Below are 14,995 nucleotides of genomic sequence, written 5' to 3' on the forward strand. Positions count from 1 at the left end.
CTTCGCGGTTCATCCCCGCGCCTGCGGGGAACGGGCGGGCAGCGGCCAGGCTCTGCCAGGACAAGGCGGTTCATCCCCGCGCCTGCGGGGAACGGTTATTGCCGCTGCCGTCAGCGTTACTGCCGGGCGGTTCATCCCCGCGCCTGCGGGGAACGGCCAGCACCGCCACCGCCGCCGGCACCGCCTCGCGGTTCATCCCCGCGCCTGCGGGGAACGGACGTAGGCTTCAAACTCGGGCAGCATTTCGCGCGGTTCATCCCCGCGCCTGCGGGGAACGGGGCTGCTGGGCAAGCGGCTACCTTTCCGCCACCGGTTCATCCCCGCGCCTGCGGGGAACGGTGCTCAAGCTCGGCGCGGAAGTCGGCAAAGCCCGGTTCATCCCCGCGCCTGCGGGGAACGGGCAATTAAGGAGGCGAGCGTGAATACATCGCTAGGTTCATCCCCGCGCCTGCGGGGAACGGTTGGGCCGGTACGCTACTGCCGGTTGATCATCCGGTTCATCCCCGCGCCTGCGGGGAACGGGCTATCGCGACAACCATGGCCAGCAGCGAAACCGGTTCATCCCCGCGCCTGCGGGGAACGGCTGGATGGACGGACTCTTCGAAGAAGACACAGCGGTTCATCCCCGCGCCTGCGGGGAACGGGCCTATTACCCAGGCGCACCGCGATGCCATGGCGGTTCATCCCCGCGCCTGCGGGGAACGGGGGTCAATGCATAACTAAGAAAAGGGCCATCGCGGTTCATCCCCGCGCCTGCGGGGAACGGTAAGTAACCACCGTAGGGGGCTAGCGTTATTTCGGTTCATCCCCGCGCCTGCGGGGAACGGGGCCGCCGTTCTGCGAACAACCGCCTGGGTAGCGGTTCATCCCCGCGCCTGCGGGGAACGGACACGAAACTCAGGTTGCCGAGAACCGGCGTGCGGTTCATCCCCGCGCCTGCGGGGAACGGGCCTCCGCCCAGGTCAGGCCGGTACGCCGCGACGGTTCATCCCCGCGCCTGCGGGGAACGGCTTGCCTACTTGGTAATCAGTCTGATCATTGGCGGTTCATCCCCGCGCCTGCGGGGAACGGATTTTCAAACTTAATCACTAGCCAGCTCTTTACGGTTCATCCCCGCGCCTGCGGGGAACGGAGCAGCGCCTCGATCTTGGCCAACTGCTCGTGCGGTTCATCCCCGCGCCTGCGGGGAACGGAAAGCACAGCATATGGGGGCACTACGAGATGCCGGTTCATCCCCGCGCCTGCGGGGAACGGACCTAATTCCAACGCCGCCGCATATGCAATCGCGGTTCATCCCCGCGCCTGCGGGGAACGGGTTGAGTGTGGGAAATAGCCAACCTTTACCTGCGGTTCATCCCCGCGCCTGCGGGGAACGGTGGTCCATTACGTGTCCGGTATTCTTGACTTGCGGTTCATCCCCGCGCCTGCGGGGAACGGCGGTGTTCAGTCTGGCCCAAGCAACACCTCGCCGGTTCATCCCCGCGCCTGCGGGGAACGGTGACCAGGTATCACACCGTCAATATTAAAAGGCGGTTCATCCCCGCGCCTGCGGGGAACGGACAAAACCGGCAAGCAAAAATTCAACTTGAAACGGTTCATCCCCGCGCCTGCGGGGAACGGTACGGTGCGCTGTATTTTGAGCGTCAACAATGCGGTTCATCCCCGCGCCTGCGGGGAACGGTAGTCGGGGCAACCGTTGCCGCCATGCAGAAGCGGTTCATCCCCGCGCCTGCGGGGAACGGTACGCTACACGGTACTGACACATCAAAACGCGCGGTTCATCCCCGCGCCTGCGGGGAACGGTAACGTTCGGTCAGTCTTGTTAACGTCAAAATCGGTTCATCCCCGCGCCTGCGGGGAACGGTGAGGGATCACCGCCGGGATGCGGGCCCAGCACGGTTCATCCCCGCGCCTGCGGGGAACGGCTGTCGTATTTATCAATTAGCGATTGAGTTTGCGGTTCATCCCCGCGCCTGCGGGGAACGGATTGACCCGTGTAACATTTGATTCACGTCTGCCGGTTCATCCCCGCGCCTGCGGGGAACGGCCGACTCTCCAGCATCGCTTGGCACCTCCATGCGGTTCATCCCCGCGCCTGCGGGGAACGGCGACACCGGGGCGTAGATGACCTTTTCATCACCGGTTCATCCCCGCGCCTGCGGGGAACGGCAATGCAACAATGCCACCCGGTCAGGACATGGCGGTTCATCCCCGCGCCTGCGGGGAACGGTCACGCGAGCCCCGACCAAAGCCCTGGTTCAGCGGTTCATCCCCGCGCCTGCGGGGAACGGGTTGCGCAACTCTTCAGAAACGATTAGGCAGCCGGTTCATCCCCGCGCCTGCGGGGAACGGAGTGCATGTCATTGGTGGGTCGCGTGGTGCATCGGTTCATCCCCGCGCCTGCGGGGAACGGGGCTTATCTTTGTTGACCCCGATCAAGTAGCGCGGTTCATCCCCGCGCCTGCGGGGAACGGATGCACCCATCGCCATTTCCTAACACCAGCCGCGGTTCATCCCCGCGCCTGCGGGGAACGGCTACAATCAAACGTAAAGGAAGTAGTAAACCACGGTTCATCCCCGCGCCTGCGGGGAACGGACCACTGCAGGCGTCACCGAGCAGGCACTGGCCGGTTCATCCCCGCGCCTGCGGGGAACGGCTGTACTAACGCCTGTGCTATAACTTCGATCACGGTTCATCCCCGCGCCTGCGGGGAACGGATTAACGTCGCCAGCGAGCGGGTCTATCTGCGCGGTTCATCCCCGCGCCTGCGGGGAACGGAACTTACAGTTTGATTCAACGGCAGATGGTGTCGGTTCATCCCCGCGCCTGCGGGGAACGGTGTCTGGTTAACCTGATTATTGCCTGCCAATGCGGTTCATCCCCGCGCCTGCGGGGAACGGAAAATTCCCTTTTGCGTCAGGCGCATCTCTTACGGTTCATCCCCGCGCCTGCGGGGAACGGAGATACTCTCCGGTTACGACCAAACTGATTTACGGTTCATCCCCGCGCCTGCGGGGAACGGCCAGTGGCTCGTAGACCGTGCGATGGGAATCGCGGTTCATCCCCGCGCCTGCGGGGAACGGGGCTGCCTCTTGGCGTAGGCGCTCAAGCTCGGCGGTTCATCCCCGCGCCTGCGGGGAACGGCCGTGCTGAATCGTGCAGCGAACCCATGAAGCCGGTTCATCCCCGCGCCTGCGGGGAACGGCCTACGCCGTGCTGGTCGGCCCACAGCAAGTGCGGTTCATCCCCGCGCCTGCGGGGAACGGTCTAATTGTAGTCAATTGTTTTCAAAAAGAAAAATCGCCAGCAGAAAATACACCGGTGATTTTGATCATTTTTTGAACAGCTCTATATTATTAAAGAGCATTAAAAACAGTCACTTATCCTTAGGCGGCAAAAAACGCACCAAGCGTAGTCCGTCATGGTCGATGGGGACGCGGCGGTTATCGCCGAAGGTCTGAAACTCGAAACCGGATTCGTGATTGCTGGCCCAGGCCATGGCGACGTTGCCGCCCTCCTCGGCCAATACCTCGATCTGCTCCCAGATCATTTCGCGGATACGCTTACTGACATCCCCTACATAGACACCGGCGCGAATCTCCAGCAGCCAGACGGCGAGCCGCCCACGCAAGCGGGGTGGCACGGCTTCGGTGACGACGACGAGCATGGCCATGTTAATGACTCCTGTGGCCGCTATCGCCTATCGATGCCGGCTCGGGGATGGCCGGCGGCACGGCATCGGCCGGGGGTGGTGGCGGTTCGATCTCGCCTGCCGCCAGCACCTCTTCGATCATGGGAATGATGCGCTGGAGCAGCCGGGTCTGCTTGAAGGCATCGCGGCAGGCAATGCGCACCTCGCGTTCCGGCATCGGCGGGCTCTTGGCGGCGACACGGAAGGCGGCCGGGACCACGGTCTCGAATTTGACGATATCGGCGATGTCGTAGACGAAGCTCAATGGCTTGCCGGTATGCAGAAAGCCAATAGCCGGGGCATAGCCCGCGGCCAGAATCGCTGCTTCGGTAATGCCGTAGAGGCAGGCGGTGGCGGCCGAGAGGCACTGGTTGGCCACGTCCGAGGCGTCCCACTGCTTCGGATCGTAGCGCCGCCCCTGCCATTTCAGGCCATACTGCTTGGCAAGCATCTGGTAGGTCTTGCGTACTCGCGCGCCTTCAATGCCACGTAGCTGTTCGACACTACGCCGGGAAGGCGGCTCCTCGCCAAAGCGCAGCTCGAACATCTTGCGTACCACCTTGAGCCGCAGGCTTTCATCCAGCGCCAGCTGGGCCTGATAAAGCAGCTTGTCAGAGCGGGCGCCACCTGGCTGCCCGGCGCTGTAAAGGCGCACGCCTGCATCGCCCACCCAGATCAACAGTGTACCCACTACCGACGCCAGCTTGATCGCCGCGTGAGAAACCCGAGTTCCAGGTTCCAACAGCAGGCAGGCCACCGAGCCCACGGGAATATGCATGCGCTCGCCGTTGACCTCGTCGATGACGACGAACGCGCCGTCGCGCACGTCGATCTGGCCCATGCCGACGAAGATCATCGACATGCGATCCTTGAGAGGAATGGGTTTGAGGGGAATGAAGCTCATGAGTCACTCCGGTACGCGACGTAGCAGCAGCATTCCGCAGCCAAATGCCCTAGCGCGGCCGATGCCTTGCTGCAGAGCGTGACCGAGACGCTCGGGATCGACCACCTCCAACAGGCCTTCGTAATCCACGCTAGAGTAGCGGATAGGTTGCCCGCCCTCTTTCTTGCTCAGCGCGTGCTGGCGATAAGCACCTACTTCTGGCTTGACCGGCAGCGTGAAACCGAAGCTTTCAGCACGGCTTTTGAGCCACTGGCGCGCCGCAGCGTCCATCGCCTCGACGCAGGCCTGGCTCGTGCGCTCCCCTTTGGGGAAGGGGTAGCGCGCATCCATCAACACATCGGCGCGGCGAGAGCGACGGCCCTCGCCCACCGGTTTTGCGATGGTAGGGTTAGCACGCAGACGAAAGGCCAGTCGTTCACCTGCAACGAGCTGAGGCGAGAACGCCTTGCACTGCACCTCAAACCCATCCATGGTTTCCGGAGCTTGGGTCGAATAGACATAAAAGCGCGGCAGCCCGGCACTCTTGCCATTGGCGTCTTCTTCCATTTCCTGACGAAAGATGAACGGCCGCCCGCCTGGGGGCACATCGGGAAACAGCCGCCAGAGCAATTGATGGGCGGTATAGGCGCCGCCTTCCAGCACGTCGAAAAGCTCGGCGCGGTTAAGACAGTTGAGATCCAGCCTGACACTTGAAAGATACATTAGCGCTCTCCTTTCAGCGTTTCGATGCGCCGGTTTTCCAGGCGAGGGCCGAACTGCCAGCGACGCCGATTCAGCGGCTCGTCCCACACCTCGCTGGCCTCAGAAGCCTCTGCACTGCCGTCGAGCGCGGCGGCCTCGCCTTCCCACGCGTAAAGTATCTCGTCAGGCAGGCGCAGCAGGCGCGCATCCTTCTCCTCATTCCCCACCAGCGCCAGCCAAGTGCGCGCCGGGTCCAATGCGCTTTCAAAACAGTGATCCAGCGCCTGGCGCCAGTGGCTGGCCTCGACCACGGTCGGCACCAGTGGCGCGGCTAGAGGACACGCCTTGCGGCCGAGATAGAGCGGAAAGCGGGGCTTTTCCAGCGCTGCCTTGAGTTCATCGAGCGACCAAGTGGCCTTAGCTGTGAGACGCACCGCTACGCTCCACAGTCCATCGCAGCGGTAATCTCTTGAGGAGAGAATGGTGTTGAGCGCCTCCTTGGCCACCGACAGTTCCTCGCGGCGCGAACGGTGGGCCACCTTTGATTGCGAAGACGGCATCTGCACGGTGTGATAGTCGCGCATTAAAAGCCCCGGCGAGCGCTGTTTGACCGCTACCTGAAGCCCTTCGCGCAGGCGGCGCTGACCGTCATCGTCGTCGCGCTTGATGCCGAGCGCCGCCCCGATCAGCCCCAGAATGGCGCTACGGCTTGGGTAGGTGGCCGTTGGCCGCGTCTCGCCAACGGCGGCCTCGCCCCAGCTCGCCATGGGCGCATAGAGGCGAAAAACCAGATGGTGTGGCATATCGCCTCCGCTTAGTCGTCGCCCTTGAGGAAGGTCAGCAGCTCTTGGAGGCTGCCTTTGACGACATTGCCTTCCAACTTGGTGCTGTCATATTCCGGCGTCGCCGAGAGGATAAAGCGACGATCGGCCCCCGCACCGTAAGCGTCATCGAACGCTTGGGCTTGGGTTTCCAGTTTTCTGATCGCTTCGACGCCCTGACCTTCGCTCATGACAGGCTGCAGAAACGATACCGACAGCGAACGCGGCTGCTGGTCGCCCTTTTCGGCCAAGACGTAGCTGGCGTGAGCGCGGGAGCCGAAACTGTTCTGCTTGCCCTTGGGCGAGATCTTCACGGCGGACTCGACCAGCGCGCCGATAGCGCGGTCGGCCAGTTCTGTATTGCCTTGGAGGTTCTCGACCAGCAGGTCCCGGTCGATACAGAGGTAGAGGTAGAACAGCCCGGCGGCGAACCCGGCCTCGCCGATATGTGCCGCACCGCGGTCTTCATCGCCTGAATTGAGATCATCGACGGCGGTAAAGTAATCGTCCTCGACCTCAGCGGCGTGCACGGTAATGGCATGGGCGACCTGGCAGGCCGCTTCGACGTTGTAGCTCGGTGCTGCGGCAAGCATCCGCCCAAACAGCGCCACATCAACGGCGGTGGGGCGCCGGGCAAGCAGGCCCTTGAGTTCGTCGTCGGTTGGCTCGCGCTTCTCTGCGACCAGGGTATCGGCAAGCGCTTCCAGCGCAGCCACTTCTTCAGGCCCTACGTGGACCAACTGCTCGATTTCGTACTCGTGCTTTTCGCCCTTGTCGACCTTGCGCAGTTTGCCGAAGACGCCGGCGATCTTCTCCGCGCTGTTACCTGCCAGCTTTTCGTCGGCGCCAGCAGCTCGCATACGCTTGAAAACCTCTCCCCCCAAGCGCTTGGTGCGCGTGCCCTTGTGGCCATCCACCGCCGCTTCGAACAGGTCGGAAGTGCGCCAGTTACGCTTGAGGCTTTGCGAAGACACACGCAGCCGCCGGGCGCCGCCCATGAACGCCGTTTTGGGGCGGCCCAGGTCGTCGCGGTTGAGGTTGGAAGGCGGGTAGGAGGTCAACAAGTGAAGCTGGATAAAGTGGCTCATGATGGGTTCCCTGAATAAAAAATGTGCCGAATGCCGAAAAAGTGGTTGTTGATAAGTGACAGCTTCCGTTCAGTCGCCCGCGGCCGGTTTCAGTGCTCGCGCTTGGAAGTAGGCGTCGCTCATAACGAAGGCGAAACGCTGAGTGGCCTCAGCCCGGTACTGGCCGCGCTGTTCGCGCGCCCAGAGCGCGACCATATCGGCCAAGCGGACAACGCTGACACCGGCGTTATCCGCAAGTTTAAGCGCCCGGCGGAAGCGGCGAATCAGCTCTTCTGAGGTATGGCAATCAAGCAGCTGCTGAAAGCGCAGATCACTCATTCGCGGAGTATCCCCGGTATTGGGGCGCTTCTCGCCCAGGCGTTTGCCCAGCGGGGCATCGAACGTCTCGGCGCGCAACTCGCTTGCAACGGCAGCGATGGCGGCCCACGTCGTAATGCGCTGATCGCGCTTGCGGCTGTTGGCATCGCTCGGGGTGTCTTCCCATGCTTTGGTCTCGAGCGCCTGCCAGAGATGGCGAAACGCCTCGGTCAGCATGACCGTCTCGACGCTGTCGCAGCGGCGTAGCACGGCGCGCACGCCGCGTGGGAAAGGCCGCAGTTTGGTGTAGCGCTTGAGTTCCTGATCGTCCATCACCAGCCGTCGCCACCACAGGCGCAGCTCATAGGCTTCCTGTCTGTCGAGAGCATACAGATAGCGCTCTACCGTGGCACTCGCGTTGGCCTCGCCCTCTGTCGCTGGCGGCGACGTTTGTTGGTCTACTTCACTCATGCTGGGCTCTCCTCATTACGTTCCGCCATGGGCGCTTTTAGGTCAAAACCACCGTCGTTAGCAAACGCTTGGACTTTCTTGCCATTACCATTCAGGTACGCCCGCAGATAGCGCCGCGCGCTGGTGATGCGGTCGAGCTGCTGCATCTTCATACCTTCCAGCGGGCCGCTGATGGCTTGGGCGTCGAACAGCGCCATGGCTTCTTTTTTGAGCGACACATACCACTGGCGGTAGGTCTCGGGTGAGAGTTCGAGCGTGTCATCGCTCAGACCATCCCCCCGCAGCACCTCGCCCATCTCGCGCAGGGCAGTGAAAAAGGCCAGCTGCGTCGCCTCGAAAAACTGAGCATCGATCTGACTCATATCGCCCTTGGCATCTTCCGGACGCTTGAACCAGGCGCGCTTGAGCTGATTGCGCAGCGTCCAGCTGATATCCGAAGCCAAGTCGACGAAGCGCTTGGCCCAGCCGCGCAGCGTTTCCTGCTGCCCCTCGGGCACGCCCACCAGCGGCATCGCCACGCTGTACCAGCCGCGCGGCTTCATGTTGTCCATGTCATAGCCGAAGACCCAGAGCCGGGCACGCTTGAACAGCGCATCGAACGCTTCGCCGTCTTCTCGCGCTGCTTCCAGCAGCTCGTACTTTTTCAGGTGGTGGGTGACCACACGGGCCGGCAGTGCACCGCTGCCGACTTCATCTTCCAGCACCAGCCCCGGCCAGTGGCGGTAGCCAAGCCCGCCGGGCTGGCCTTTGCTGGAAAGCGGCAGTTCCCCGTCCTTTTTTGGGTTGAGGCGGCGGTAGGGGGTGAGCGGGTGGCGCCAAGGGCCGTCGTAGTTGGCGCCCTGCTTCTTGGCGCGCAGGCGGCGCACCGGGTGCTTTGCCTCGTGGCCGCAAAGGTCGCACTCACCCGGCGTTTCGTCGAATAGCAGTCGGTAGCGCCGGGGCATCGACCAGAAGGCGTGCAGCGGATGAACCTGCTCGGGCAACACCTCTGTGCCTTTCTTGTCGCTGACGCGGGTATCGGCCATCCAGAAGAACAGATCGGAATCATCGGCTTTGGGAGCGCGCCAGGCCTGCCCCGGCTGGCCCACGGCGTCGGCGGGCATGACGTTGGGCCAGAGTCGCGCCCACAGCGGCTTGCTCTCGTCTTCGGGCAGAATCAGCGTGGTCAGCGGCCCGCCGCCGCGCAGGCCCACGCGAATGCCGGCACCACCGGCGGGCGCGTTGATCTGCATGGTATAAAGCGCCAGCGCCGCGCACTCGGGGCAAGCAGTCTCTACTCGGCCGCGTTTAACGAAGAAATCGGTATTGTTCTTAATGCCGTTGGCGCCGGGGGAGTCGATCAAAAGGCCCGCAACCGGCGCTTCCTTGACGTCGTCCAGCGGGTCCAGATCCTGCATGAAGCGCGGACCGTCGCCATCCAGCTCGAAGGCGGAGGCAAAGGGGGCCAACAGATTGTCGAGCTCAGCCACGCTGGGCGGCGTCTGGTAACGATCCAGCCAAGCATCGGTATTTTTGGGCGTCATCGCCGTCTGCAGCAGCGCGATCAGAAATTGCCAAGCGGCGCCCTGAAAGTCGGCGCGGGGCAGAGCCAGGTCGAGCACATTCGGGTCGGCGAGGGCCGAGGGTGGGCGATAGCAAACGCTTCCGTCTGCAAAACGGAAAGGTAGCCAAGGATCAATCAGTAGATTCATGGGCATCCCTCAAATCAAGAAAATGGGCTGGCTCATCTATAGAGCCAGCCCTGTGCTTAGTTCAGTTTTTCCAACTGGTTACTAGGTTTGGATTCCGTCGGCTCGACAACGCGAAAGCTCTTGGTGTCGATAACTCGGCCATTACCGAAGTGCAGATAGAAGCGAAAAAACATAATGCCTCCTTGGCATTTAATACTGTTAGGAGGCGACGACCGCTTGTGCGTTAACACCAAACACATTAGCCTGCAGTTGCGAGCAACAAGCGCAGTTCGGTGATTCGTCGCCGTTCTGTGTCCTTTATATTTAAGGTGCATATCAATGATATTTGCATAAACTTTAAGGACAAGCTAATAGTGCTTCTACTTGGTTCTTACTGTCAAGTCGGGGACAATGCCTTTCGTGTTCACCACTTTCGTGGTGATGAACCAGTGCACATCAATGACACTGCCCGTTCCCCGCAGGCGCGGGGATAAACAGCGTATTTCGACGCTGGAGCAAGAAATGTACGACCATTCCCCGCAGGTGCGGGGATCTCTCTGAAATATCTGCTACTCAAAGCTCACTCCCCACTGCTCATCGTAACTACATACCTCATCCTCTTCCGACAACCAGGGCGTAACGAAGCGCAGGCCGCGATGGCGTTGCTGTAGCGCTTCCCACTGCTCGGTATAGTGCCCCGGCAGTGGTGTCAGTTTCTTGACCTGGCTCTCCCTCAGGCGACATCGGCTCAGCCGGTCGGCATGCCGGTGATCTTCTACCCAGAGCACCAGTTCATCTCCACGACGCTTGAGCAACACGACCTCGACACTTTGCTCGTCGCTGAGCCGGGTGCCCGTCTCGCGCTCCTCCTGCCACGGGTCGAAATCGCCATCGAGGCGGTAGCCGTCTTCCAGATTCAGGGCGTTATGGGTAGCCATCGAGATCGCCTGCTTATCCATACCGGTGCGCTCGAAGTGCGCCAGATCAAACGCTTCGGGGAGGTCATCCGTCGAGGCAGCGTAAACGCCTTCGATCAAGGTACGCGCCTCACCCGGCATGGTGATGGCGCCCTGCTCGAGCAGCACGCGCTGGGTCAGCCAGATCAGCGAGGTGTCCTTGTAAACGGCTTGGGTGCCGCGATGCGCCTGGCTCAGCCAATCAGCGCCGGGGATATCGCTCCACGCGGGGGCGAGTACCTGCAGCACGGGCGCGGGGCGTTCGCCGCGCTGGTGGCGCTGCAGCCGCCCGGCGCGCTGTATCAAGAGGTCGATGGGCGCGATGTCGCTGACCATCTGGTCGGCATCACAGTCCAGGCTTTCCTGGAAGACTTGGGTGGTGACAATCACTTGTCCACTTCTCAAAGGCGGCGTGGAATCCTTGCCGAAGCGACGAATGACCTCGGACTCGATCCGCTGGCGGTCCACCATGGCAAAGCGGGCGTGGAAGAGCAGGCACCGCTCCGGATCGGGGTGGCGCTCGCGTAACGTTTGATAGGCGCGGATCGCATCATCGACGGTGTTGCGCACCCAGACGATGCACTCCCCCGCTTTCACGGCGGCCAGTACACGCTCGATAGCCTCGTCCTCACTTTCCAGCCACGCGATGTCCACACGGCGTGCGACTTCCGGGCGCGTCTTGACGGGCACTTCGTGGGTAGCGCTCTTTCCGCAGTGGGTCAGCAATGGGTAGTCATGTGCCTCAAGCGGGCTGGTTTCAACGCCCAGGCCGTGGCACCACGCGGCCGTCAGCGCCTCGCGCATGGCGCGGGGGAGCGTGGCCGTCAGCAGAATGGCGCTGCCTCCTTGGCGGGCGTGATGGGCCAGCAGTTGGTGCAGCAGGGTCTGCATGTAGTGATCGAAGGCGTGAACTTCATCGATAATTAGCACCTTGCGCGCCAAGCCCAGCAGGCGCAGCGATTGGTGACGAAACGGCAGTCCGCCCATCAGCGCCTGGTCGATGGTGCCCACACCCACATCGGCCAGCAACGCCTTCTTGTTCGAGTCTGCCAGCCAGCGGTTGCACTGGGTCGAGGCGCTGGCGTCTATCGCGTCATAGTCGTCGTGGTCGGGCTGTACGATGGTTTGCTCAAACGCTTCATTAAGCGCCCGCGCGCCGTGGGCTAGTACCAGCGAGGGCCTTGAGGCAGCGCTGTAGAAGCGGTGATGAAGATCCCCTAGGCGGGTGTACATGGCGTTGGAGGTTGCCATGGTAGGCAGCGCGAAATAGAGCCCTTCGCCGTGGCCATCGGCCAGCAGTCGCTGGGTCAGAATACAGGCGGCTTCAGTCTTGCCCGCGCCGGTCACGTCTTCGAGGATGAACAGCTGCGGCCCAGCTTGAAGCGGCAAGTCTTCCGCCTTCTGCTGCAGCGGGGTCGGCGTCACCTTGCCTGAAAACCACTGTGCCAGCCCGGCGTAGGGCACGGGCTCCGGCGGGCATGCAAAGCCGGTGGCGTCCAGCACCGTTTCGGCCTGCTTGCGCGCTCGCGGCCAGTAGTCGGCCAGCGCCATGGCCTGCTGGCAATAGGGAAAATAGTCCCGGTTCGAGCCCAGCCAGTCGCTGAGCGTCGCCCATCCGGCTACCGTCCAGCTTAGCGTTTTGAAACGCGCCAGCCACTCTTCATCCAGCAGTTTTTTGATCGGCCAGTCAGGTCCTATCAACGCGGCCCAGTCGGCGACGAAATCACCGGCGGCGGCCGCATCGGCAAGCTCGCCGTCGTCGACGAAGAAGTCCGCAAGAGCGAGCTGACCGGTCTCTACGGGGTAACCATGGTGGCCGAAGAATGGCGCCAGCAGGTGATCCATGGGCGCCAACAGCTTGCGTTTGGTCGCCGTGCTGTCTTCTGGCCAGCGCAATGCGCCGTCCTTGCGCCAGGTGTTCCAGCAGGCATCCCAGAGCAGCACGCCCAAACGGTCGTGACGCTGCTTGTAGGGTTTGCCTTGCGGTGGGGCCATACCATCGAGCGCGAGCTTCAGCACCTCCTGAAAGGCGCGGGAGAACTTGCCGAGGTCATGAAGCCCCAATAAAAACACCATTAGCCGCCGCAATGGCTCGGGCTCAATACCCAGCTGCGCCGCCAGCTGCTTCGTCAGCGGCCGCTCCGGCGCAAGCAGGTGCCAACCAACGGCCGCTACATCCAGGCTATGCCAAGCCAGCAAATGGCAAGCATCTTCTGACTGCCCCGGCAGGGCCTTGCCAGCATAACGGTGATAGGCCGGCAGACGTGAAGATCGAGTCGGCATGGTCAAAACATTCTCCCTTGATCTGGATGGCAGCCACGCTAGCTCAGTAAAATTAGCGAAATAACCAAAACCGACGATAGCGTGTCTGGAAGTTGAAAGGAAGGTCCCAAACGACTAATGGGTGAACGCGTTGCGTCACCATGAAAAAACCGCTCCTGGTCGAGAGCGGCTTTTAATACCGTGCGTAGTAACGTACTTGTCGATCTGGCGGATGACGTGGCCTGGCAGCGTCACATTCACCTTTTCGGTTTTACCCAGGTAGGGCGTGATATTAATCTCGATGATTCCCCAGCCGTTCTCTTTCTTCTACCATGACTTTGGCTAGTGAACAGGCCTCATACGCTATCTGCCCATGGTCGAAATCGATTGCAAGTTCATTGTCATTCGCCATTATCTAGTTCCCAAGCAAAAAAGCCCAACGGCACGATCCGTTGAGCTTTAGACTGGTGAATTAGTAACTTACTAATTCAAACAGCAGCGATTCTTTCAATATGATTTTGCTCTTTATGCTCGGCTTGCCATAGGTCGTAGTTGGTCTGCATGGTCATCCAGTGCTTAGCGTTACCAATACCGCCATGCTCAAGCCTAACCGCAAAATCAGGGGAAATGCTGGCATGCTCATGCAAAACGCGGGATACCGCTGTGCGGGACATACCTAGTTTCTTGGAAAAATCAGTGACATTCAGCCCCAGCGCGGGCACGATCCGGCGGCGTAACAAGCTGCCTGGGTGCGGCGGATTCATCATCGTCATCACGTTATCCTCATCATAATCGTCATCGTCATGCACAATATTTTTAATCTGTATATTTAGAGGCTGTGCAATCGTGGCTACCGCTCAAGTGGCGAAACCATCCGGTGGCCCTTGATAACCGTATCGTGTCGGTTATCGAGGAGCGCCGCCGTCAGTGGTAGTCTAAATAGTCAACAAGGTGTGCATCCTCCCCATCAAACGTAAATATCACTACCCAATTACCGTTTACATGCACTGAAAAAAAGCCCTTCTTATCACCTTTCAAGCCATGGAAATCAAAACCTGGTAAATCCATATCGTTTGGCTTGGTTGCGGCATCCAGTACTGCCAGTATGTCTCTTAAATCGTCTACATGGTTAGGCTGTACTCCTTGGGGCTCCCCCCGCTCATAAAGCCGTTTCAGGCCTTTGTGTTTGATTTTCTTTATCATCGCATCGCTTTGCCTCCCTTGCCGTCGAACCTGCATACACTGTAGCGCGTAACGCTACGCGATACAACAATGAATAGGCATTATGGGTACACCCCTTATACCCCTCCTTTTTATATATACGGTTCATCCCCACGCCTGTGGGGAACGGGCTTCATACTCAGCCAGCAGTAACAGCAGGCCCGGTTCATCCCCACGCCTGTGGAGAACGGCTCTTCAAGAGACCAGCCGCGAACCGCGCAAACGGTTCATCCCCACGCCTGTGGGGAACGGGTTCAAGCAGTGGTACTGTCATCGTCTTTACCCGGTTCATCCCCACGCCTGTGGGGAACGGCGTAAAACGGTGGGCGCTTTTATGGGTAGTGCCGGTTCATCCCCACGCCTGTGGGGAACGGATCGCGGAACTTATTACCCTCAATCACTGCATCGGTTCATCCCCACGCCTGTGGGGAACGGAGAGCATGAGCCGTGGCCGGTGCAAATATCGCCGGTTCATCCCCACGCCTGTGGGGAACGGTTGACAAAGCTGAATGAAAAAGAGCGAAATATCGGTTCATCCCCACGCCTGTGGGGAACGGTTTCAGGTGAGCGACCAGTGGCGCGGGCAATTTCGGTTCATCCCCACGCCTGTGGGGAACGGCTATTGAGTCGTCGTGACTTTAGCGCGCTGGCCGGTTCATCCCCACGTCTGTGGGGAACGGGTCGGGGATTTTGTCAGTCAGCTCACGGCTATGCGATTCATCCCCACGCCTGTGGGGAACGGGCGAGACCATCGAGCAAATGGCCGCCGACATGCGATTCATCCCCACGCCTGTGGGGAACGGGTCGCCATAACTGAGCCGCAATTGACCGCATCCGATTCATCCCCACGCCTGTGGGGAACGGTGCACAAGCGCAAGAGCAACAGCCGTAACGTGCGATTCATCCCCACGCCTGTGGGGAACGGCCGCGAA

11 protein-coding genes and 2 CRISPR repeat arrays (2 of these 13 only partly in view) are annotated in these 14,995 nt (G+C 61.1%); all 11 genes read right to left on the minus strand.

Annotated elements, in window-relative coordinates:
• Positions 1 to 3,267: a CRISPR direct-repeat array (repeat unit 29 nt; unit sequence CGGTTCATCCCCGCGCCTGCGGGGAACGG) (it extends 1,520 nt beyond the left edge of the window).
• 110 nt (positions 3,268 to 3,377) lie between these two features.
• Positions 3,378 to 3,674 carry a type I-E CRISPR-associated endoribonuclease Cas2e gene (cas2e, locus tag ACT3R4_RS03185; RefSeq protein WP_193056677.1) on the minus strand — a complete coding sequence of 99 codons (297 nt, stop codon included), beginning with the start codon at positions 3,672 to 3,674 and terminating at the stop codon, positions 3,378 to 3,380.
• Position 3,675: 1 nt separating this feature from the next.
• Complete coding sequence (gene cas1e / locus ACT3R4_RS03190; protein WP_441677436.1) at positions 3,676 to 4,596, minus strand: type I-E CRISPR-associated endonuclease Cas1e; 921 nt, start codon at positions 4,594 to 4,596, stop codon at positions 3,676 to 3,678.
• A gap of 3 nt (positions 4,597 to 4,599) precedes the next feature.
• Entirely contained in the window at positions 4,600 to 5,298 is a 699-nt protein-coding gene (gene cas6e / locus ACT3R4_RS03195) for a type I-E CRISPR-associated protein Cas6/Cse3/CasE (protein ID WP_441677434.1), read from the minus strand.
• On the minus strand, positions 5,298 to 6,080 hold the full coding sequence (gene cas5e / locus ACT3R4_RS03200; RefSeq protein ID WP_441677432.1) for a type I-E CRISPR-associated protein Cas5/CasD: 783 nt from the start codon (positions 6,078 to 6,080) through the stop codon (positions 5,298 to 5,300). Before cas5e ends, cas6e begins: the two co-directional genes overlap by 1 nt.
• 11 nt (positions 6,081 to 6,091) lie before the next feature.
• Positions 6,092 to 7,186, minus strand: coding sequence for a type I-E CRISPR-associated protein Cas7/Cse4/CasC (cas7e, locus tag ACT3R4_RS03205; protein ID WP_441677430.1), 1,095 nt, complete (start codon positions 7,184 to 7,186; stop codon positions 6,092 to 6,094).
• A 69-nt stretch (positions 7,187 to 7,255) separates the two neighbouring features.
• The gene (gene casB, locus ACT3R4_RS03210) at positions 7,256 to 7,954 is read right to left on the minus strand and encodes a type I-E CRISPR-associated protein Cse2/CasB (protein WP_441677428.1); all 699 of its coding nucleotides are present in this window, start codon (positions 7,952 to 7,954) and stop codon (positions 7,256 to 7,258) included.
• Positions 7,951 to 9,645 (minus strand): type I-E CRISPR-associated protein Cse1/CasA, encoded by a 1,695-nt coding sequence (gene casA, locus ACT3R4_RS03215; RefSeq protein ID WP_441677426.1) that lies wholly within the window; start codon positions 9,643 to 9,645, stop codon positions 7,951 to 7,953. Before casA ends, casB begins: the two co-directional genes overlap by 4 nt.
• A 548-nt stretch (positions 9,646 to 10,193) precedes the next feature.
• Positions 10,194 to 12,863 carry a CRISPR-associated helicase Cas3' gene (gene cas3 / locus ACT3R4_RS03220; protein WP_441677593.1) on the minus strand — a complete coding sequence of 890 codons (2,670 nt, stop codon included), beginning with the start codon at positions 12,861 to 12,863 and terminating at the stop codon, positions 10,194 to 10,196.
• A 135-nt stretch (positions 12,864 to 12,998) separates the two neighbouring features.
• Positions 12,999 to 13,148, minus strand: a complete 150-nt coding sequence (locus ACT3R4_RS03225) for a type II toxin-antitoxin system HicB family antitoxin (protein WP_441677591.1) — start codon at positions 13,146 to 13,148, stop codon at positions 12,999 to 13,001.
• 182 nt (positions 13,149 to 13,330) lie between these two features.
• Positions 13,331 to 13,615 carry a HigA family addiction module antitoxin gene (locus tag ACT3R4_RS03230; protein ID WP_225735997.1) on the minus strand — a complete coding sequence of 95 codons (285 nt, stop codon included), beginning with the start codon at positions 13,613 to 13,615 and terminating at the stop codon, positions 13,331 to 13,333.
• Positions 13,616 to 13,766: 151 nt separating this feature from the next.
• Positions 13,767 to 14,045, minus strand: a complete 279-nt coding sequence (locus ACT3R4_RS03235; protein ID WP_441677424.1) for a type II toxin-antitoxin system RelE/ParE family toxin — start codon at positions 14,043 to 14,045, stop codon at positions 13,767 to 13,769.
• 119 nt (positions 14,046 to 14,164) lie between these two features.
• Positions 14,165 to 14,995: direct repeats of the CRISPR family, unit length 29 nt; unit sequence CGATTCATCCCCACGCCTGTGGGGAACGG; it runs 1,763 nt beyond the window's last position.

Origin of the sequence: Halomonas sp. AOP7-E1-9, from assembly GCF_052376035.1 — a bacterium.
Lineage (GTDB): Bacteria > Pseudomonadota > Gammaproteobacteria > Pseudomonadales > Halomonadaceae > Vreelandella > Vreelandella citrativorans.